The sequence below is a fragment of the Pseudobacillus wudalianchiensis genome (genome assembly GCF_001685015.1).
GTDB lineage: Bacteria > Bacillota > Bacilli > Bacillales > Domibacillaceae > Pseudobacillus > Pseudobacillus wudalianchiensis.
The window spans coordinates 159,403-180,798 of sequence record NZ_MAYT01000030.1; the positions used below are offsets into that span (position 1 = coordinate 159,403).

The 21,396-nt window shown below is 40.1% G+C and carries 15 protein-coding genes; 11 read left to right on the plus strand and 4 right to left on the minus strand.

All coding sequences use genetic code 11. The features are described from left to right. The first annotated feature begins 415 nt into the window (after window positions 1-415). From A8F95_RS18905 to A8F95_RS18920, 4 genes are all read left to right on the plus strand, one after another. The gene (locus tag A8F95_RS18905) at window positions 416-1,810 is read left to right on the plus strand and encodes a sigma-54 interaction domain-containing protein (protein WP_065411960.1); all 1,395 of its coding nucleotides are present in this window, start codon (window positions 416-418) and stop codon (window positions 1,808-1,810) included. Window positions 1,811-1,977: 167 nt separating this feature from the next. Then, window positions 1,978-2,964, plus strand: coding sequence for an agmatinase (gene speB, locus A8F95_RS18910; RefSeq protein WP_065411961.1), 987 nt, complete (start codon window positions 1,978-1,980; stop codon window positions 2,962-2,964). A 599-nt stretch (window positions 2,965-3,563) separates the two neighbouring features. Further along, window positions 3,564-4,985, plus strand: a complete 1,422-nt coding sequence (locus A8F95_RS18915; RefSeq protein ID WP_065411962.1) for a sodium:solute symporter family protein — start codon at window positions 3,564-3,566, stop codon at window positions 4,983-4,985. A 201-nt stretch (window positions 4,986-5,186) separates the two neighbouring features. Beyond that, entirely contained in the window at window positions 5,187-6,368 is a 1,182-nt protein-coding gene (locus A8F95_RS18920) for an aminotransferase-like domain-containing protein (RefSeq protein ID WP_065411963.1), read from the plus strand. A gap of 312 nt (window positions 6,369-6,680) precedes the next feature. Here the strand turns inward: A8F95_RS18920 and A8F95_RS18925 are convergent, their stop codons facing one another. After that, window positions 6,681-7,571, minus strand: coding sequence for a LysR family transcriptional regulator (locus tag A8F95_RS18925; RefSeq protein WP_065411964.1), 891 nt, complete (start codon window positions 7,569-7,571; stop codon window positions 6,681-6,683). Window positions 7,572-7,829: 258 nt separating this feature from the next. On the opposite strand from A8F95_RS18925, the gene A8F95_RS18930 reads away from it, so the two are divergent. The 6 genes from A8F95_RS18930 (at window position 7,830) to A8F95_RS18960 (ending at window position 14,453) form a co-directional block, all read left to right on the plus strand. Next, window positions 7,830-8,774: a D-2-hydroxyacid dehydrogenase gene (locus tag A8F95_RS18930; RefSeq protein WP_065411965.1), complete on the plus strand. Its 945-nt coding sequence runs from the start codon at window positions 7,830-7,832 to the stop codon at window positions 8,772-8,774. A gap of 40 nt (window positions 8,775-8,814) precedes the next feature. Then, window positions 8,815-9,801, plus strand: coding sequence for an agmatinase (speB, locus tag A8F95_RS18935; RefSeq protein ID WP_065411966.1), 987 nt, complete (start codon window positions 8,815-8,817; stop codon window positions 9,799-9,801). Then, the gene (locus tag A8F95_RS18940) at window positions 9,770-11,056 is read left to right on the plus strand and encodes an aspartate aminotransferase family protein (RefSeq protein WP_065411967.1); all 1,287 of its coding nucleotides are present in this window, start codon (window positions 9,770-9,772) and stop codon (window positions 11,054-11,056) included. The genes speB (A8F95_RS18935) and A8F95_RS18940 overlap by 32 nt, the downstream gene beginning before the upstream one ends. A gap of 351 nt (window positions 11,057-11,407) precedes the next feature. After that, complete coding sequence (locus tag A8F95_RS18950; RefSeq protein ID WP_065411969.1) at window positions 11,408-12,814, plus strand: FAD-binding oxidoreductase; 1,407 nt, start codon at window positions 11,408-11,410, stop codon at window positions 12,812-12,814. Then, the gene (locus A8F95_RS18955) at window positions 12,811-14,154 is read left to right on the plus strand and encodes a (Fe-S)-binding protein (protein WP_065411970.1); all 1,344 of its coding nucleotides are present in this window, start codon (window positions 12,811-12,813) and stop codon (window positions 14,152-14,154) included. Before A8F95_RS18950 ends, A8F95_RS18955 begins: the two co-directional genes overlap by 4 nt. 50 nt (window positions 14,155-14,204) lie before the next feature. Continuing rightward, window positions 14,205-14,453, plus strand: a complete 249-nt coding sequence (locus tag A8F95_RS18960) for a biotin/lipoyl attachment domain-containing protein (protein WP_065411971.1) — start codon at window positions 14,205-14,207, stop codon at window positions 14,451-14,453. Between the two features lie 401 nt (window positions 14,454-14,854). Here the strand turns inward: A8F95_RS18960 and A8F95_RS18965 are convergent, their stop codons facing one another. From A8F95_RS18965 to A8F95_RS18975, 3 genes are all read right to left on the minus strand, one after another. After that, window positions 14,855-15,784, minus strand: a complete 930-nt coding sequence (locus tag A8F95_RS18965; RefSeq protein WP_065411972.1) for a DMT family transporter — start codon at window positions 15,782-15,784, stop codon at window positions 14,855-14,857. 542 nt (window positions 15,785-16,326) lie between these two features. After that, a complete protein-coding gene (locus tag A8F95_RS18970) occupies window positions 16,327-17,709 on the minus strand; it encodes a M20 family metallopeptidase (RefSeq protein WP_065411973.1) in 1,383 nt (460 codons plus the stop codon). A gap of 127 nt (window positions 17,710-17,836) precedes the next feature. Beyond that, window positions 17,837-19,075 carry an MFS transporter gene (locus tag A8F95_RS18975; protein ID WP_065411974.1) on the minus strand — a complete coding sequence of 413 codons (1,239 nt, stop codon included), beginning with the start codon at window positions 19,073-19,075 and terminating at the stop codon, window positions 17,837-17,839. A 200-nt stretch (window positions 19,076-19,275) separates the two neighbouring features. Between A8F95_RS18975 and A8F95_RS18980 the strand changes: the two genes are divergently transcribed. Then, on the plus strand, window positions 19,276-21,381 hold the full coding sequence (locus A8F95_RS18980) for a helix-turn-helix domain-containing protein (RefSeq protein WP_065411975.1): 2,106 nt from the start codon (window positions 19,276-19,278) through the stop codon (window positions 21,379-21,381). Window positions 21,382-21,396 lie beyond the last annotated feature (15 nt).

The window sequence follows — 21,396 nt, forward strand, 5'->3', positions numbered from 1 at the left end:
TAAGTGATGAATACCAGAATGATAAAAGATTGGATATCTTATCTATCATTAACCCAGTATTTTGAAGGAAGTAAATGATTTCTAGTAGGTTTTTTCTGTATTGTCTACTGATAGATAGTCATTGAATTGAAAGCCGATTATTTTCCGGATTGTATGCGGAGGATTATCGGCTTTTTTGTATATAATAAAGCCAAGGGCATCATCAAATAAAGACTTCCGGAAAGACAATGATTGTTGGCTGCCACAGCGACAAGGAAGGAATATTGGATATCTTCATGTTACCAAGCTTTTTTCTCTAACCGTTTCATACAAGCGCTTTTGTGGCTTTTTAAAATCCAATAGTTGAATGCAAGCAATCTATTTAATTCATGCTTTATTTATAGCAAGTATGTTTAAGTGAGGAGAGGAATAGAGAATGGAGGATATAAGAGAATTAGAGTTGAGAGCGATTTTGGCCGCCTCAAATGACAATATTGTCATTACAGATGGTGACGGTGTCGTCCTAAGAGCGAGCCCCAGCTGCTTGTCCATTTATGGAGAGGCAGCTAATAAGCTAATTGGCGTAAATGTTGAGGAATTAGAGCAAAAAAACATTTTTTCTCCCTCTGTCACGAAGAAAGTTTTACAGGAGAAAAAGGAAGTGCAGTTAATGCAATACACATCGACTGGCAGGATTGTAATGGCTACCGCTTTACCTGTATTTAATGATGAGGGAGAAATCGTTCGTGTCATTAGTTTTTCTCATGACTTAACGGAAATTCAGCATTTAAAAGAAGATTACGAAGAACTAAGAATGAAGATGGCTTATTACCAGTCAGAAATTAAGGAGTTAAGGGAAAAAGAGGAGTACTTTGGCGAAACCGTAATGAAAAGTAAAGAGATTCGTCAAATATGGCAGCTTATTCAGCGAGTGGCAAAGTCGGATGCAACCGTTGTGTTTTTAGGAGAATCCGGTGTCGGAAAAAATGTATTTGCCCGGGCTGTCCATGAAGGAAGCCGAAGACAGGATGAAGTATTTATTGAAGTGAATTGCAGTGCGATTCCAGAATCGCTTTTCGAATCAGAAATGTTTGGTTATGAGAGAGGGGCCTTTACGGGAGCTAATAGAGAAGGAAAGGCGGGATTGATTGAAACGGCAAACGGCGGTACGCTTTTTCTTGATGAAGTAGGGGAACTGCCACTAGCCCTTCAAGTTAAGCTTCTAAAAGTCATTCAAGAGAAAAGGGTAACGAGAATCGGTGGAACGGAACCAAAAACGATTGACTTTCGTATTATCGCTTCAACGAATAGGGACTTGGAGCAAATGGTGAAGGAAGGAAAGTTTAGAAGAGATCTTTTTTACCGTCTCAATGTTATCCCCATTAACATTCCTTCTTTAAGAGAGAGAAAAGAGGATGTTTTATCCTTGTGCAATTTTTATCTAAAAAAGTTTAATGAAAAATATGAATCTAATAAAATCTTTCATGTCACGACAATCAATGAGCTCCTTGCTTACGAGTGGCCGGGAAACGTGCGCGAATTAGAGAATCTAATCGAGCGTCTCGTTGTAACGACAGAAAATCGGATGATCTATCCGCAAGCTCTTCCTTTCTATTTAGGGGTTAATCCTCACCCGCTGGAACATGAGGGAACACTAGAGGAGATGGAAGAAACGGGGGCCTCCTTGCGCAAGGCTATAGAGGAAGTGGAAATTCGCTGGTTAAGGCGGGCGGCCAGACAGTATAAAACTACTTATGAGATGGCGGATTATTTGGGCATTAGCCAATCTAGCGTTGTGAGAAAGCTAAACAAATATCAAATTAATTCATAAATGCATTTTAAGTCAATTATGAATTAATTTTACCTCTGTTAATGCAAAAGTGACTTAATGTTTCTTAGTGAAATAGCTTCCTCATTGAAAAATAAAGCTGGCACAATTATTGCAATAAGATTATGAGAGTGAACATTATTCATTTTATTGCATAGGAGGCTATTTACATGTACCGACCAAAAGATTCTTCTAAATCTCCCCGCTTTTGCGGTGTCCGTACGTTTATGAGACTAGAACAAATCCAGACGACAGACAACATTGACTTTGCCGTGCTCGGTGTTCCTTTTGACACAGCCGCATCCAATCGTACAGGGCAGCGTCTTGGCCCTCAGCATATTCGTGATTTTTCTGTATTGCTTCGGCCGTATAATCCTGATATGGACATTGACATTTTTGAATACTGCTCAGGTGTGGACTACGGGGATATTGATGTGATTCCAGGGAATATTCACCGTACATATGATAATATTGTGGCTGGGCTTGAACCGCTTTTAGAAAAGGATGTTACACCGGTCATTATGGGAGGAGATCATTCGATTTCTCTTGGGAATTTGCGGGCCTTTTATAAAAAGTATGGTCCGATTGCCCTAGTACATTTCGATTCGCACGGTGATACGTGGGATAACTACTACGGGGAAAAGTACATGCACGGCACACCATTTCGCCGTGCGGTAGAAGAAGGGTTAATTGATGTGGATCATTCTATTCAAGTAGGAATGCGTGGCCCGCTCTACAGTCCGGATGACATTGAAGATGCACGTAAGCTAGGATTTGAAGTTATACCGATGAAAGAAGTGCGCAAAATAGGATTCTCAAAGGTGATGGAACGTATACATGAGCGAACAAAAGATAAGCCAGTTTTTGTTTCCTACGATATTGATTTTGTTGATCCGGCGTATGCGCCTGGAACAGGGACTCCTGAAGTAGGGGGGCCGACGAGCTATGAAGCACTTGAGTATGTAAGGGGACTAGATGGATTAAATGTCGTTGGATTTGACTTAGTGGAAGTACTGCCGTCATACGATGCTAACGAAATTACCGCGGTTCTAGCTTCTTCTATTATTTATGAAATGATTACGTTGACCGCATTGAAGAAACGACGACATCTTGAAAAATCAACCGATCTGCCAGATGAGACACTAATAAGAGGTTAATTTTTAGATAGTTTGATGTTATCATCTTATCCACCCTCTTTTAGGTGACAAATATCGGTAATGATACTGAATCAAACGGGAAAATTTTAAAGAATAAGGAAGCAGCGAAAAGAAACTGATATAGTTTAGATAAATCTGACTAGTAAGTATATTTATAATCGGTACAATAAAGCTTGCAAGAATCCGTGTGGCCCGGAGTTTAAGTTTACAGCTTAGAAATACTGTACGGCACACGGATTTTTGTTCATACATCCTTAGTGGACTGGCATTGCCGCTTATTTTATCAGGATGACAGTATTCTCGTGCTTTCGGACCTTCTTGGTTGAAAGAGACAGTGTCTCGGAGGAGCACTATTCATAAAGTATAGAGATCATCTGAGAAAGAATAAAAATTTGCTATCATAACCATAGAATTTGCCGATTTCAAAATTTTCTGTAAAGATGCTATATTTATAAATCATAAGGACTATAAAGGAAACAAATTTAAGGATAATAAGAAAGGAGGAGCTAAAGTTTTTTTATAGCTTTGTTACTTATGTAAGCGATAACAATTTAAATGAAAAGTTTAATTAAAAGGATGGTAAAAGAAAGGGGAAGCATATGGGCTCACTTGATATTTCAATTATTCTTCTTTATTTTGCACTTATTGCTGGTGTAGGGGTATTAGGAGCAAAACGCGCTACCAATTCAGAGGAATATGCGGTGGCGGGGCGTAATCTAAATTTTCCAATGTACCTTGGTTGTATGGCGGCACTGATGATCGGAGGAGCTTCTACTCTAGGAACAGCCAAGCTAGGCTATCAATTTGGCCTATCAGGAATTTGGATGGTCACTTCAATTGGCATAGGCGTCATTTGTTTGGGAATTTTTCTATCTAAAAAAATATTAAGCTTAAAAGTACTGACAATCAGCGAAATGCTGGAAGAGCGCTTTAGCAAAGAAACGCGACTGGTTAGTGCACTCGTTTCTACTCTTTATACGTTAATGCTTACCGTTGCTCAAATGATTGGGCTGGGATCACTGCTCAGTGTATGGCTTGGCTGGAATCTGCCTCTTTGTATTATTGTAAGCGCAGGAGTTGTATTTCTTTATACGATGTTAGGAGGCATGTGGTCTGTCACCATGACAGATATTGTCCAATTTGTTATTATGACCATTGGTATTTTCTTCATTATGCTGCCGACCAGTCTTTCTAAAGCTGGCGGCTGGGCGGCTGTACAAGCAAGTGTTCCTCCTGCTTACTTGGATTTGGCGAACATAGGTGGAGATAAGGTATTTCAATATCTCATTCTATTCACGCTTGGTCTAATGGTTGGTCAGGATATTTGGCAAAGACTCTTCACGGCTAGAAACTTAAAGATATCGAGACAGGGAGCAATATGGGCAGGAATCTATGCTATTCTTTACGCGGTTGCCTTAAGTATTATCGGAATGTGTGCGTTTGTGCTGCTCCCGAACATCGATGATCCGCAAAATACATTTGCTGAAATGGCTGTGAATTTTCTTCCGCCGGGAATATTAGGAATTATACTAGCGAGTATTGCTTCCGCTATTATGTCTACAGCTTCTGGAACCATCATTGCTTGTTCTACGTTAATCTCCAATGACATTATTAAGCGCTTTTTCATACCTAACATGAGTGAGAAGAAGTATTTAAGAGTTTCACGGTTAACTACATTGGCTATTGGAGTATTTTCAATTGTTTGTGCTATTTGGATTCAAGATATTCTTGGGGCATTAGATGTTGCTTATGCTGTCCTATCAGGTGCACTGTTCTTCCCAATCGTGTTTGGACTATTCTGGAAGAGGATTACAGCTCGAGCTGCATTCTACTCGATTATTGCCAGTACAGCGGTTATTTTAGGCAGCCTATGGGTATTGGGCATTACGGCTACTGAGCCTATTTTATATGGACTGGCAACTAGCTTAATCACCATTGTGCTGCTCTCATATATGGATTCATCATCTAAAAAGCCTCAACGAAACGATACAGATGAATCTAAGAAAATTCAAGTGTTATAACATCATCTTATCTGAAAACAGATGGAAAAACATGAGAAAACGAGGCGTTTAGTGCCTCGTTTTTTTGTGGCTGATGATGGAACGCTATAGCAAAAATTATATTCAAGTCTGTTAAAATAGTTGTACTGCTTGCACAATTGCAGGCTGTATTTGCAGTTTTTTACTACTAGCGATGAGAAAAGCGAAGGGGGTAAAATGAACATGAATGATCAGTCTTTGTTTCCTAAAGCGACAAAAGCGGCACTTAAAAACAATCCGCCCGGGGCTTGGATGCCCGCTCTTCCAAAGGGGTGTATTCGTTTGAGTTCGGGCTATCCGGCGCCTGAACTTATACCGTCAGAACAAATAAAGGCTGCTGTAGATAAGCTTATTCAAGAGGAACATGATTTACCGCTTCATTACCTTGGAAGCCCACGGATAAAAAGCTTACAGCGGCAATTACAGAGAAGATTAGAAGAGCGTGGCATTAGCGTTCAGGAAGGGGAGCTTCTTATCACTTCTGGAGGGTGTCAGGCAATTGATTTAATTGCACGAACCTTGCTAGATGAAGAGACGGCTATTGCTGTTGAATCTCCCAGCTATATGGAGGCTCTTGAGATTTTTCAAAATTACACCAATCAGATTATTACTATTCCTGTAGATGAAAGAGGGCTACAAACGAATACATTAGAGACTATACTGACGGAACGAAAACGTGATGGCCTCACTCTGCCGCGTTTTTTATATACGATCCCATCATTTCATAATCCAACGGGAACGACGATGACACCAGAACGACGAAGCCATTTATTAGAGCTTTCCATAAAATTTGATTTCCTTATCGTAGAGGATGATGCATATGGGGAATTAGCGTTTTTGGATAGTCCCACACCTATTAAAGCTAATGATTCAGCAGGGAGAGTTTTACATATTGGCTCATTATCTAAGGTAGTGGCACCCGGAATGCGGATTGGATGGGTAGTAGGAGATCGAGAGCTTGTATCTGCTTTTGCTTGGTTTAAAAAAGATTTAGATCACCCATTTGCTCAGGCAACGATGGCTGCATACTTGGAAAACGTTGAGTTTGAGCAACGGCTTACATTGTTAAGAGAAGAGTATCGAACTAAGCGTGACACCATGATTCAGGCACTTGAACAATTTCTTCCGTCATCCGTTACTTGGCATGTGCCGGAAGGCGGTTACTTTGTATGGGTGAAAATTCCGGGTATAGAGACATCTTGCTTGTTAGAAAAGGCTCTAGTTGAAGGTGTTTCCTACATTCCCGGGAAGTATTTTTTCTTGAATCAAAAGGACGGAAGCGAGTTTCTTCGTCTTTCGTTTAGCTACAGTCAAAAAGAAGAAATCATTCAGGGGATTCAAAAGCTTGGAAAACTTTTAAGTTAACCATGCTTTGGTGCCATGTCTCATTGAAAAGCTGTCTTTATCAAAAAGTGTAAATAGAATCGGTTAAAGTTAGTTTACTATTAAAATCAATATAACTTTTATCCTGTTCCCCATCTGCTTTTTGGAAGCTGCTAGCTGGAGCTTCACCTATCTTAGTTCTTATTTTTGACAAAAGGAATCCCTTCTGTAAGACGAGATAGACAGTCTGCACAGAGGAGATTCCTTTTTAATGGGCCATACTGCAGCTCGTAGAAAAATTCTTCCTTTAAAATATTGAGTTGATCTGCTCTTCTCTAAAAACCTCTTTTACTCCTACTCCAATTTGTGACTTTTTGACCATAGCGACTGCAGAACATCACAAAAAGATTTGAAGGTAACCAAATTTGCTTTTTCTTCTAACACAATAAGAGAAGTTTTAAAAGTGAAATTTTCCTCTGTTAAACGAATGGGAACGAGTTCGTTGTTCATAATTTCTTTTTTTACAAGATTACTCGCTAATAGCGCAATGCCAGTTTGATTTAGTACCGCCCTTTTGATCGCTTCTTCGCTTCCAAATTCAATGATTTTTTTAGGGTAAAACTTAGAATTGTGTAAATACTTTTTGGCTAATGCATCAAAGTTTCCATCAATTCGATACTTGATGAACGGAAATTCTGTGAGGAGCTGCTCGGTGGAGTAAGTTTCATATAATCTTTTGGAAACAACTAGGATAAGATCTTCTTCTTCTAGAAAAATATTTTTAATTCCGCTTTTTGATACTTCCCCAGCGATAATGCCAATATCATATAGATCTGTTTCAATTCCTTTCATTACTTCATTACTGTTACACGAAATCAGCTTAACCTGAACATCAGGATACGTTTTTAAATATTCGGAGATAAGGGAAGGGAAGTAGTTCGTACAGTAAATTTCTGGAGCCGCAATTTTTAGGCTGCCATGCGGTGTTCCCAGTTCCGCAAATGATGATTCGATTTCTTCTATAATCACAAAGAGCTGATCTGTATATTTTCTCAGCATTTTGCCAGCAGGAGTTAAGTATGTTTTTTTGCCAACTCGCATAAACAATTGCTGATTTAGTTCTTGTTCGAGGGATTGAATTTGCGCTGTAACAGTGGGCTGGGTAAAGTTTAGGTGTTCTGCAGCTTTAGTGAAATTCAAAAACTCGGCTGCTGTTTGAAAGGTTTTTAAGTTCCGTAATTCCATGTGATCATCTCCTAGATAGTACACTTGAACCATTTTCTAAATAATAAATATTTTAACACAAATTAAAGCTGTTAGCTGTCTTCTTGCCATAATTGTTTCTAACGCATTGGGAGAAAAGAAGTTTTAGTGCATCATATTGGCAGAGATCAAGTGGTATTGAAAGTCACTATACTAACCATAGAGTTTGTCGATTTCACAATTGTGATCGTCAATGATAATTTATAAGTAAGCCAAGTGAAATAACAAGGGGGTGAATAAATGATTCTATGCACTTCTAGTGACTTATTGAAAGAACAACTTCAGAGGATAAGAGAGGAAACTCAAAAAAACGTGGTTCAGAATAAAATTACCCTTCTTTCAGAAGCAGAAAAACAGCAGGTTGAATGCATCCTAACATATGGTAATTTTGATGATGCGATTACGGCTGAAGAACTAGAGCAGCTTCCTAATGTAAAATGGATTCAAACGATGAGCAGCGGTACGGAACAGCTTCCACACAATATGATTAAGAAAAAGAATATACACGTGACTTCAGCTAAGGGTGTTCATGCCATTTCGATCAGTGAATATGTGCTAGGAGCGATGTTGCACTTTGCCAAAAAAATAGAGAAGTTTCAAGTTTTAAAGAAAAATAAGATATGGGCCGATTCAGAAGAGATGTTTGAACTCCACGGCAAAACAATATGTATACTTGGTACCGGACACATTGCCCAGGAGATAGCAAGAAAAACGAAAGTTTTTGGTATGAACATTTTAGGTGTGAATCGAAGTGGGAACCACGTGGAGGGATTTGATGAAATCTATTCATTGCATCAAATAGCAGAGATATTTCCACAATGTGATTATATCTGTTCTGCACTTCCTTCTACGATAGAAACGAGAGATTTAATCAAGAAAGAAACGATCGACTTCATGAAAGATGGTGTTGTTTTCATTAATGTAGGTCGAGGAGATTTGATTGTGGAAGAGGACTTCATACAGGCATTACAAGCAGGGAAAATAGGAGGAGCAGCGTTGGATGTGTTTAAGAGTGAGCCTTTAGAGTATGGGCATCCATTGTGGTCGACCGATAATTTGATCATTACTCCACACACTTCCTACAAAACCAATAGGTATATCCATCGGGTTCTTGCCATTTTTCTTGCAAATTATAGCTATTTCAAGTATGGAAATTTTGAAGACATGATAAACAAAATAAATTAACTGAACATTATGAATAAAATATAAACTTGGAGGGAACAGCATGGTTAAATACAAACAGGATTCTACATTTTCTCAGCCGCGTTTTAGCGGGATTAGCACATTTATGAGGCTGCCTCACGTAAAAACATTAGAGGATGTTGATGTGTCGGTAGTCGGGGTTCCATTTGACACCGGTCAAACGTTTCGAACAGGTGCCAGACTAGGGCCTCAGGCCATCCGGAATTTTTCTTCGCTCGTTCGCTGTTCATCTTATTACCATCAAATTAATATTTTTGATTATATTTCCGCGGTAGACTATGGCGATGTTCCAGTGGTACCAGGCTATATTCAAGATACATACCGTAACATGGTAGACACGCTTGCCCCAATGTATGAAAAAGGCATTGTCCCAATCGTAATGGGAGGCGATCATTCTATCTCCTTAGGTGAATTGCGGGCAGCAGCAAAGCACCATGGACCGGTTGCCCTGCTGCATTTTGATGCCCATACAGATACAGTAGACAGTTACTTTGGGCAGAAATACACACATGGCACTCCATTTCGCCGGGCAGTAGAAGAAGGATTATTGGATCCAAGCCATTCCATTCAAATTGGAATGCGAGGTTCAATGAACAGTCTGCAAGAGTTTGATGATTCACGGGAATTAGGTTTCGAAGTGATCACAACAGAAGAACTCATAAACATGGGAATTCCTATGCTTTTATCCAAAATTAAAGACAGAGTAAAAGATAAAAAAGTTTTTCTTTCTTTTGACGTTGATTTTATAGATCCCGCATTTGCTCCCGGAACAGGAACACCGGAAGTAGGAGGGATTTATCCGCGGGAGGCTTTTCAAATATTGCGACAGCTAACGGATATTTCATTCATTGGATTCGACGTTGTAGAAGTGCTTCCTGCCTATGATTCTGGTGATATTACAGCAGCCTTAGCCGCAAACGTAATGTTTGAAATGATGTGCCTGGCAGCCTTGAATAAAAAGAAATGGAGAGAGAAAAATGGCGAATGTGACAAGCAAATTACTATCTGATAGAGCGGCACAACTGTTTCCCCCGGTAGCTGGGCGGGTGACACAATTAGGAATCGTAAAAGCGGAAGGATCCTATTTGTGGGCAGAAGATGGGAAGAGATGCTTGGACTTTGCCAGCGGCGTTGGCGTAACCAATGTGGGGCATAATCATCCGTATGTGATCGAAAAAGCGAAAGAACAGATGGAAGCGATGGTACATCCCGGGCACAATGTGGTGTACTATCCTTCCTATATCGACTTAGCTGAGAAGCTAGTGCAATTAAATGGGGGAAATCACAAAGTATTCTTTGCAAACAGTGGAGCAGAGGCAAATGAAGCCGCCATTAAATTAGCTAAAAAGGCAACGAAACGCCCAGGTATTATTGCATTTAAGCGCAGCTTTCATGGCCGTACATTAGCGACAACAACCTTAACAGCTTCTAGTGCGGCGTATAGAAAAGATTATGAAGGTTTGCTGCCTAGCGTATATCATGCCGAGTATCCATATGCCTTCCGTTCTGGTTTATCTGAGGAAGAAGAAACAAAACGTTGTTTAGAAAATTTAGAGGAAATGTTTTCTTTCCTTATTACGCCTGATCAAGTGGCCGCGATCATTCTTGAGCCGGTCCAAGGAGAAGGAGGTTATATTGTACCGCCTGCTTCTTTCATTAAGGCATTACGTGAGATTTGTGATCAGCATGGCATCTTGCTGGTGTTTGATGAAGTGCAAAGTGCGTTTGGCCGTACAGGAAAAATGTTTGCTTGGGAGCATTTCGGCGTACAGCCGGATATGATCACGCTTGCCAAAGGGATTGCGAATGGGTTTCCATTAAGTGCTCTAGTGGCAAAGGAAGAAATTATGAATCAATGGCCGGCTGGAACACACGGAGGTACATATGGCGGAAATCCAGTTTCTTGTGCTGCTTCGTTAGCGGTTATTGAATTGTTAGAAAAGGGTCTATTGGACAATGCGGTGAAGATGGGCCAGTATTTTATGGATAGACTTCATGAATTGAAGCAAACGTACTCTGACATAAAAGAAGTGCGTGGTTTAGGATTAATGATCGGGGTTGAATTTTTACAAGAGGATGGAAAGCCGAATGTCAATGCTGTTGCTAGATTAAGAGAGAAGGCATTAGAGAAAGGACTTATTCTATTATCTTGCGGCGTAGATCGAAATGTGATTCGTTTTATGCCTCCGACAACCGTTACGAAAGAGGAGATCGATCAAGCACTTGATATTATCAAAAGTTCATTAACTGAAATTTACGCTTAATGATGAGCGGGTAAGATAGGCAACAAGAAGACATAACTAAAACAGAGAAAGCCGTGGCGGCAGCCCCATCCGTTTTGGAGTGAGGAGGCTAGAAAGAGGCAATATGAAGAAGTGTTAGGAATGATAATGGCTTTCTTTATTAAAATCCCTTTGATCTTCTTCTCTTTGCTTTCTCCTCCTCCCTTATTATCTTGAAAGATTAACTTTATATTATACAAATACAAGGATCTCTTTTTAATCAAAAAACATGCCGTTCGGATGGCTTGCTACATATAGTAAGCTTTTTTATTTATTAAGAAAAACTTACTATGTGTAGCTGATAGGTTTAGAGATATAGGGAGTGGTAGAAAAGTGGAAAAGCACGTTTTAGAGGAAATTAAGCAAATTGTCTCTGAAGAACGGATCTTTCTTAATTTAGCAGAGCGATACTCATATAGCTATGATGCTTCCTTTGGAGAATATTTACCGGAGATTGCCGTTCAGCCAATAAGTGCAGAAGAAATTAGTCAATTAGTAAAGTTGGCAAATAAATATAGGATTCCCGTCTATCCGAGAGGAGCCGCTACCTCGCTTAGTGGGGGGCCGCTTCCGGTCAAAGGCGGCATGGTTTTGGACATGACGCGATTAAATAAGAAGCTGGTGATCGACCGTGAGAATTTGTTGGCAATTGTCTCACCAGGAGTGATTACGGCTGATATTCACAAGAAAGCAGAGGAAGCAGGCTTATTTTATCCCCCAGACCCAAGCAGTTCTAATGTTTCAACGATTGGCGGAAATTTACTAGAGAACTCGAGTGGGCCCAAAGGATTGAAATACGGTACCACAAAAGAGTATGTAATTGGCCTAGAAGTCGTCACCCCAACCGGAGAGATTATTCATACCGGTGGAAAAACAGTGAAAAATGTGACTGGCTATGATTTGACCCGCCTCATTGTAGGATCGGAAGGAACACTAGGGATTGTCACAGAAGCGATTTTACGTCTAATTCCTAAACCGCAGGCACGGAAAACATTATTAGCATCTTTTGATCGTTTAGTAGACTCTGGTCATGCTATTACCCATATTTTATCAGCTGGTGTTTTGCCTAGTGCGATGGAATTGATGGACAATGCTTGTATTCGGGCAGTGGAGAATTTTAGCCCATCTGGTTTGCCTTTGGATGCAGAAGCTCTCATTATTGTAGAAGTAGATGGACATCCAACGGCGCTAAAGGAAGAAATAAAGAGATGCGAATCCATTTGCCTGCAAGCCGGGGCGACTAACGTGCGAGTTGCCCAAAATGAAGAAGAGCGAATGAGTATTTGGAAAGCACGAAAAATGGTATCCCCGGCTATCACACAGATAGGACCAACCAAAATTTCGGAAGATGCCACTGTCCCGCGCAGTCAAATTCCAGCTATGATGGAGAGACTGAAAGAAATTCGTGAAACCTATCAGTTGAACCTTGTTGTATTTGGTCATGCTGGAGACGGAAATCTGCATCCAAACATTATCACCGATAAACGTAATATTGAGGAAATGAAGCGAGTGGAGGATGCAGTAAGTGAAATTTTTGAAGCAGCTGTTTCTTTGGGCGGAACACTATCAGGAGAGCACGGAATCGGTACTCTGAAAGCTCCGTATATGGAAATGGAATTGGGGAAAGACGGGTTGATGATGATGAAAAAAATTAAAGAGGCATGGGATCCGCATAACATTCTCAATCCTGGGAAAATTTTTCCTGAACATGGACAAACAAAGGTGGTATTAACATCATGAGTTCATTGCCTTCAAGCAAGCAAATAAGCAATTTAGATGGCAAAGCGCAAAAGCTGTTTGATTTGTCTTATGATGCGACAAACCAATGTGTGCAATGTGGGTATTGCTTACCCGCTTGTCCAACATATGAATCGATGGGAAAGGAATCCGCTTCGCCGAGAGGGAGGATTAATCTCGTCAAAATGGCCGCTGAAGGAAAAATTGATATTCAGCAAGACTTGGCTGAGCCAATCGATTTATGTTTAGGCTGCCGTGCCTGTGAAGTGGCTTGTCCTGTAGGTGTTCCTTATGGACATATTCTTGAATCTGCAAAAGAAGTGATTGCCGAGAAACAAGCAGAGGAGAAACAATTCCCTTTTGGAGATAAAGTAAAAAGTATCCTATTGTCAAGTGTATTTCCATACCCGAAGCGGTTACGCTTTGTAGGAAATCTCACCAGGTTTTATCAAAGCAGCCGGCTCAATAAAGTAATCCGCAAAGGAAAAATCATTGATAAAATTTCTGAACCGATGGCGCAGATGGAAAAGATCCTTCCTTTATTGGAGGCACCGGCTAAAAGAAACAAGTGGGGGACGACAATACCGGCTAAAGGGGAAACGAAAGCAAGCGTAGCCTTTTTCGCAGGGTGTATTATGGATGCTATGATGTACCGGACAAACCGCTTAACAATTGAGTTGCTTACCTCAATTGGCTGTGAAGTGATCATTCCTAAGACACAAAACTGCTGCGGCGCGTTGCATGCCCACCAGGGAATGATGAAGCAAGCGAAGGAGATGGCAAAAAGAAACATTGAAGCATTTGAACGCTCTGGAGCCGATTATTATATTAATAATGCGGGAGGATGCGGTGCCATGTTAAGAGAATATGATCATTTGTTAGTTGACGACGCATCTTGGTATGAGCGGGCAAAAGAATTTGTAAACAAATCCAGAGATATTAGTGAAATGTTAGTTCAATATGGCCCGCTCCCTTTTAAAAAAGAATGGCAAGGAATGATTACCTATCAGGATTCTTGCCACTTGCGTAATGTCCAGGGGGTGCATCAAGAACCGCGTCTCCTTTTGAAATCGATTCCCGGTGCCACATTTATTGAAATGGAAGGCAGCGACCGTTGCTGTGCTTCTGGCGGGATTTATAATCTTCTTCATTTTGAAGAATCAATGAAAATTTTGGATGCAAAAATGGAAAACGTAAAGAAAACGAAAGCAGCCACTATTGTCACAGCGAATCCAGGTTGCTTACTGCAGATGAGGCTAGGCACGGAAAGGCAGGGAACATCTGATCAGGTGCAAACCTTGCATTTAGTTGAAGTTCTTGCCGAAGCATGTGAATTGCAATAAATGAGAAAAAAAGTATATGCCTACTAGCAAAAAAGAGGAGTTGAGTACCATTGTTTGAAGAATGGATTATAAGTCCTTATCAAGGAGTTATTCAACAAATTCTTGTAAAGGAGAAAACGAGAATTTATGAATGGGAGCCACTATTTATTATCAAAGGGCAAGCGGGAGTCCTCTATTCAGTCATGATGGGGGTCAGCGGTGAAATCCAGTCCATTGAGGTTCAAGAAGGGGACTATGTACTTCCAGATATGGTACTCGCTTATGTAAAAGAAGAGGTAGTTGTAAGTCCGTGTGATTAAAAAACTAACTAATGTAGGCATTGGTTCGAACTTTTTGATTACCAACCGAGTATAAAGTGCCTGACCGGATTTTTGTAATCATGTTATCCATCATGTTTATTTTTCGCTGCAAAGATTCTTTTTTAACTACTGTAAAAAGTTTTCTATTTATAAGTTTTTGAACGTTTTCCCTGTGATTCTAATTCTTATTAAACAAACGAGCGCTTTAATGGAATAAGAGGCATAAAAATGATCCCACTTTTTTTATAAAAGAAGGATTCAATTGAACATATTAAGAGCGTGCTTTGATTGAATCTTTTTAAAAAAATACTCTCTTTCTTTAATTCAAATAATCCCTCGCTTTAAAGTGAGGGATTATTTGGATTACTTTGTATTATAATTAAAGCTAAAGATTACCATTTTTAGCTCTTCAAGCTCTTTGTATTTTTTCTGCCTAAATTAATTTTTCTTCCTCCAATGGATAGCCACGTAACAAACAAAATCATTAGCAAAACACCGATCAATTGGAAGCTTTGCAATACCGTTCCTAACCAAATGGCTGAAATAAGCATCACGGATAGAGGCTCTAGACTGGATAGTATGCTCGCCTCTACGGCGCTGATATACTTCATACTCGTTAGGAAGAGAACATAAGCTATCGTGCCTAATGTTATTAAAACACTAATCATAAGCGCCGCGTGATCCTGAGTGAGAAGCAACCATTCATCAGGCTTCCACGCTCCAGATATAACGCCAAGAACAACGCCCCCAATTAGCATCGCCCATCCAACAATCATTAAAATGCTCCACTCCGCCATTAACCTTGCCGGGTATAAGATATAAAAAGCATACGTAAGACCTAAGCCGACTCCCCAAAATATCGCTATTGGACTTACTAACAAGTTTCCTAGAGACCCATTCGTCATTAATAAATAGAGGCCAACTAATGTACCGGCTATTCCAACCATTTGGTATTGCGGCGGAAACTTTTTATTCTTTAGTGAAACATATAGTGTAACGAAAATCGGAGCAGAAAATTGTAACAATGTAGCAAAAACAGCATTGCTTTCTTCGATTGCTGCCACGAACGTATATTGAATGCCCAACATTCCGACAATGCTAAATATAATAAGCTGGTATCGCCAGGATGGAGTTTTCCATACAGACATAATATCTTTTTTGCTAATAAGTAAGAATGCCAATAAAAATATTCCGGCGAATGCTAATCGGATTGTCAGCAAAAATGAGGTGGATAGATGCGTGTTCACCAATAACCATTCAACGATTACTCCTGTTACTCCCCAAAGTATGGATCCGATTACAATCATCATTACTCCCTTTAAACGCAGCATATTTTATTCTCTCCTATTTCCAAGCCAAGTACTATTCTTCCTTTCGCACCGACCTAAGTACAGCCTTTTAAATCATTCCTTGAGTATTCATTCTCGAAATATTGGTTTTCTTAAAACGATTTTGAAAATTGGAATAGTCCTTCTATAATATAACAGCTAATTTTGCACCGAACTACCCTACTATACTCGAGAAAAATGCTTTCAGTGCAAAATCGAGCTTCTCTCAGAGCTTAAAAAGTTTATCAGCTCTTAAAATAACGTTACTTACAAAAAGGAAAGAGGAGTAAACGATGAGTGTGGAGCAAGATAAACAAGAAGCCCCTAAGAAGATAAATTGTAAAGTGATGACAGTGACTTGACTTCAACTACGGAGACAAAGCTCGCCTACAACATGGAACTTGATGATTTCTTGAACATCGTCATAGTGAACGTTTTTAAATTGGAAAGGGGACCATATTGGTTTAAATAAAATAGAAAAAACCGACAGTTTTGCAGCTGCCGGTTTTTTGATTATTAGTGGATATCATAGGCACATTCCGTCTTTATACAGGAAGAGCAGGCCTATACCTGTTATCCTTCGTGCGGGTTTCAAATTCCATTTTTGCTTGTTCGATCTTTCTGGCATCGCTGTATAGGTCATATAAACCCCCGGCGATTGTTTTTGCTGCAAAAATCATCCCCTTTAAGCCGATTCCTGAACCGGAGGCAGCTGTTGATTGCCATGTGTGTGGAGCAGTCCCTACTGGCCAGCAGCTTATTAAACATTGTGCAAGCGGAGTAATCCAGCTAACATCCCCAACATCGGTGGAGCCTGGAGCAATTTTTCCCTGATCAAACGTGGCTTCAACTGAGTCGTGAAGGACCATTCGATTGATATAGTCTGGTGCATGATAGGTCTGCATAACACTGCGTTTTTGGCTTTGAGTATATGATGTACAAATTTCCTCGGCAAATTGGTAGTCCTCTTCTGTGAAGTGTGGAGAGTGGATCTCTGTCATATTGTGATATAAAACATCTTCTAACACACGGTTCGATAGCGTATCATAACAGCCGGCGAGAAGCTGTGATTCAACCTCTGTCTCGGTCATCATCGCAGCACCAGAAGCAATCTTTTTCAGTCTCTCTGTTATTTCTTCTACCTCTTCTCTATGAGGAGCACGGATATAATACCATACCTCTGCCTCCGGATGGACGATATTTGGCTCATGTCCGCCATTTGTGATAGAGTAATGAATCCGAGCCGCATCCACAATATGCTCTCTAAGATAATTCGCACCAATGTTCATTAATTCCACACCGTCTAAGGCGCTTCTGCCCATATGCGGTGCTGCAGCGGCGTGGGAAGCAATACCGGTAAACTTAAATTTGATAGAGTTCATCGCTAATGTGGAGGAACCCCACACTGCTGTAATGGGGGCTGGATGCCAAGTGAAGCAAGCGTCCAAATCATCAAATACGCCTTCTTTTGCCATAAGGACCTTTCCGGTTAATGTTTCTTCCGCTGGGCAGCCGTAATAACGAATGGTACCAGAAATTTCTCCTTTCTCGAGAGCTTCTTTAATAGATAAAGAGGCTCCAAGACCAGCAGTTCCTAATAAATTATGGCCGCATCCGTGACCGGGGGCCCCTTGTTCAATAGGACGGCGAGCGGCTATAAGCTCTTGGGATAAACCGGGTAAGGCGTCAAATTCACCTAATACCCCCAAAATCGGCTTCCCGTCTCCATATTCAGCAATAAAAGCCGTTTGCATGCCTGCAATATTTCGTTTTACATGAAACCCTGCCTCTTCTAATACAGAAGCTTGCAGATTAGAGGCGTATTCTTCCTTCATGGCTACTTCTGGTTTATGCCAAATATTGAGGGCAATATCGTTCAATTTTTGTTCATATTGATTGATCCATTCCCATAAATTGTGCTTCGTCATGTATGAAACTTCCTCCTTCTAGTTGTGAGTAGTAAGGTTTTGAAATTAAAAGTAGTAGAATAAGGTGAGAAGAAATTTTCTATCTTAATGAAAATTTCACAACCTTAAAAACATAGGCTAAAACGTTTTATTGTCCCGCCGCTTTTGAACTTTCCGTGTTAAATTTCTTTTCATTATTGGCAATGGTGAAAGCGGCAATGACGGATACGACTGCCCCTGCAATTAAAAACCAAAAAGCTGCATTATATGTGCCGAATCCACTGATTAAAAAGCCCATCACGAGCGGTGCTAAAAACCCTGCTGCTTGCCCTCCCATATTGATAAAGCCCATGGCTGAGCCAATAATCTCTTTAGACAGTAATTTATGCGGCAATGAGTAGGTGGTAATAATGGCAGTCGATACAAACGTCATACTTAATATATAGAATGTAATGACGCCGACTACAGAGGATGACGCAAATATAAAGTATAAACAAATTGAAGTTAAGATCATGCCGACTCCTGTAAAGTACTTCTCCCGGCCGCTAAAAAACTTTTCAAGGAGTACACCACCGAACATCACAGTAAGTCCTGAGGCAATGGCAGGCAAAGAGGCAAGAACACCAGTTGAAAGAATTCCCATGCCCCGTTCCTTAATTAAATAAGAAGGCATCCAGCCGGCCAATCCCCAAACAACAATATCAGCGCCAAACCACATAATCATAATTTTCCAGAGGGAAGGTGATTTCAAAAGAGTTTTCAGCGGAACTTTAGTTTTACTCACACGTTCACTGTCATCCCATTCTGATTTTTTTGGAGGATGAAGGTGCTTCCAAAAAAGAACTCCCATAATAAGCCCTGCCGCGCCAATGGCAACGAACATCCAACGCCATCCTAGCCAAACCAACATCGGGGCCGCGATTAATGGAGCGAGAGCGATTCCAAAGCTGTTAGAGGACATCATGAAGGAAGAGGCCTTGGCTCGTTCCTTTTTAGAGTAAAACTCAGCAATTGCTTTTTGGCTCGCGGAAGGATAGCCGCCTTCACCGAGACCAAACAAGAAACGAATGATAAGCAGTGAAGTGAGTGACCAAGCTAATCCGCTTAAAACGGTGAATATAGACCAGGCGATGATAGAGAATATGACGATTCTTCTAGAACCGTATTTATCACTTAACCATCCTCCCGGAATTTGCATCAGGGCATAGCCGGCAAAAAAGCTGCTTAGAACAACACCGATAGAGGCAGGATCCAACTGAAAGTCTTGACTGATGGCAACCACTGCAACCCCCATTACCATTCGGTCAAGATAGCTAAGAAGCCAGCCAGCAAACAGCAGACCAAGAATAAAGTGTTTTTTGTTTTTCTGTTGTGAAAATGTTCCCATCCATATCCCTCCTAATAAATTGTTCTTAAAAAACCTTTTGTTGCGTAGTACTTCTTGGTCCCAAGCATTTAGGATATTAAAGCGCTTTCAATATCTTTTCTAAAATTATAAAATTTTCTAAATATTAATTGCAATGTTCACTTGCAACCAATATAGTTAATTTGAGTGTGGAATTACACACTGTAGAAAGGGGTGTGAATGTGAAATCTTATCCTTCTATTTCATCATTGATTCAGGAGCAGCTTGACTCCTTAATGGTTAAGGTATGGATGCGGAATAACCGAAATCATCAATTTCGGCTTATATATGAAAACGGGAGGGAGGAATACTCCCTCCCTCTTCCAGAAGCTGCAACGAAGAAAATAGAGAAGTATACAGTCTACCAAAACAATGGGAATCGATTTGTCTCGTTTTTTTATCCGGATGACTGTGAAGTGCTCGTTTGGGCTTCACAGGATGCCTATTCAGATATTACAGAGCGGCTTGAACAACTGTATACGTTTTTCTATCTGATTTACCAGCAAGAGGTCATTCGGACAAAAGATATAGAACTAGAGCATTTAATTGAAGGGATTAGCGCAATTTCTTCTCTTGATGAAAAGAATTGCTTAGAAGCGATCATCAGCAGTGCCATTAATGTTATTCCTGGTGCCGATGCCGGTTTTTTACAGTTGTTTGATTACGACTCAGAGTGTTTAGCTGTGAAGGCTTCTATTGGTTTTAACCATTCAATAAAGCAATTTAAAATACAAGTGAAGGAGGCGATTACCGGGATTGTGTTTCACGACGGGAAGCCAAGGCTATTTCAGACGAAGGAAGAGATCTTTGATGAAATGGACAATTATCATATTAGTAAAGCAAATTTTGATATCCTTATGGCCGCTTCAGACGGGCATGCCATTAAAGCGATGTTATGTACGCCTGTGACCATTGGACAAAAGCGAATCGGTGTACTAGCGGTCCATCAATTTTATCGGAAGGGAAAACTAACTAGCCGCGATCTCGAACTTCTTAAAGTGTTTGCAGATCAAGCGGCCATCGCCATTCAAAATGCAAAGCTCTACGATGAATTAAAAATTCGATTAAACGAAGTTACTATGTTAAGTCAACAATTAAAAGAAAAAAATAAATTTCTTTCAGAACGTGATAACGTGCATAGATCACTCACGAGTCTTTCTTTGCAAAATAAAGGGCCTGCTTCGATTATTGCAGCTTTAAGACGGATGCTCGACACGCCTGTTTTTTATATTAACTTTATAAAAGATGAGTATATATCGAACATAAAAAGCAGCTCGCGTCCATTTAGTGTAGAAGAAATCTCTCTGATTTTTTCTGAAAGAAGGAGCCCTGTTTTGATCGATGTTTCTGATATTTATCAAGAGCGCTACTATTTATATCCGATTACAGACGGTACGGTTTTTCTTGGCTGTTTAATTGTAAAGGTGGAAGGGGAGCTTTCAAAGATCGCCCAAACAACGGTTGAGCAAGGAGGAACGATTCTTTCACTAGAGGCAGTTAAGGAGCAAACACTGACTGATGTCTATTATAAAAAAATACACGAATATTTTAATAAGCTGCTGCAACATGAAGATCCTGAATGGCTTCTGTCAAAAGGAAAAGAATTTGGACTGAACGTATCCTCTTATTTTTGTGTAGCATTGGCGGAAATCCCGGCTTGTTCAGATTTAAGAATGCTAGAGGCCATCGTCCATCAGTTTATTTCAACCATAAAAAAGAATATAAAGAATAAAGATTTATTAATATTTGGATTGAATAACAAGGTAACTATTTTGGCTTCGTTTAAAAGTCCGGCAGAACTAAAAGCTTTTACAGAAGAAATAAGCTCTATTATCAAGGAGCGGAGACATCAAGATGTTATAGGAGTTAGTATAGGAATTGGAAATCCTTATACAGGCATTGAATTCATTAAAAAAAGCTATCATGAAGCAGTAAAAGCACTTTCCTATTTAACAATACGTAATGAGGAGGGCGTCATTCAATATAAGCAAATTGGAATCAATCGCTTGTTTCTCCACCAATCACCTGAAGAGGTCAAAGACTTTTCGGATGAAATATTGGGTGCATTAATGGACGAGGAAGAGACGAATAGTGAGTTAGAAAAGACACTGCTTAGCTATATCATCATGAACCGCTCGGCATCTAAAACAGCTAAAAAGCTTCATATACATCCCAACACTCTTTACAAGCGCCTAAAAAAAATCGAAGATATTCTGGGTCTTGAATTAGACAATTATGAAGATTTTTTAAAAATTCAACTAGCTTTTCATTTGCGGGGGAGTTTTTAAGGGACTCTTGTTGTT

What these genes read in the sequence shown, in the direction of transcription:
- A8F95_RS18940 (WP_065411967.1), top strand. Translation starts at nt 9,770, where the DNA reads ATGGCGAATGTGACAAGCAAATTACTATCTGATAGAGCGGCACAACTG.
- speB (WP_065411966.1), top strand. Translation starts at nt 8,815, where the DNA reads ATGGTTAAATACAAACAGGATTCTACATTTTCTCAGCCGCGTTTTAGC.
- A8F95_RS18920 (WP_065411963.1), top strand. Translation starts at nt 5,187, where the DNA reads ATGAATGATCAGTCTTTGTTTCCTAAAGCGACAAAAGCGGCACTTAAA.
- A8F95_RS18970 (WP_065411973.1), bottom strand. Translation starts at nt 17,709, where the DNA reads ATGACGAAGCACAATTTATGGGAATGGATCAATCAATATGAACAAAAA.
- speB (WP_065411961.1), top strand. Translation starts at nt 1,978, where the DNA reads ATGTACCGACCAAAAGATTCTTCTAAATCTCCCCGCTTTTGCGGTGTC.
- A8F95_RS18915 (WP_065411962.1), top strand. Translation starts at nt 3,564, where the DNA reads ATGGGCTCACTTGATATTTCAATTATTCTTCTTTATTTTGCACTTATT.
- A8F95_RS18925 (WP_065411964.1), bottom strand. Translation starts at nt 7,571, where the DNA reads ATGGAATTACGGAACTTAAAAACCTTTCAAACAGCAGCCGAGTTTTTG.
- A8F95_RS18975 (WP_065411974.1), bottom strand. Translation starts at nt 19,075, where the DNA reads ATGGGAACATTTTCACAACAGAAAAACAAAAAACACTTTATTCTTGGT.
- A8F95_RS18905 (WP_065411960.1), top strand. Translation starts at nt 416, where the DNA reads ATGGAGGATATAAGAGAATTAGAGTTGAGAGCGATTTTGGCCGCCTCA.
- A8F95_RS18965 (WP_065411972.1), bottom strand. Translation starts at nt 15,784, where the DNA reads ATGCTGCGTTTAAAGGGAGTAATGATGATTGTAATCGGATCCATACTT.
- A8F95_RS18930 (WP_065411965.1), top strand. Translation starts at nt 7,830, where the DNA reads ATGATTCTATGCACTTCTAGTGACTTATTGAAAGAACAACTTCAGAGG.
- A8F95_RS18955 (WP_065411970.1), top strand. Translation starts at nt 12,811, where the DNA reads ATGAGTTCATTGCCTTCAAGCAAGCAAATAAGCAATTTAGATGGCAAA.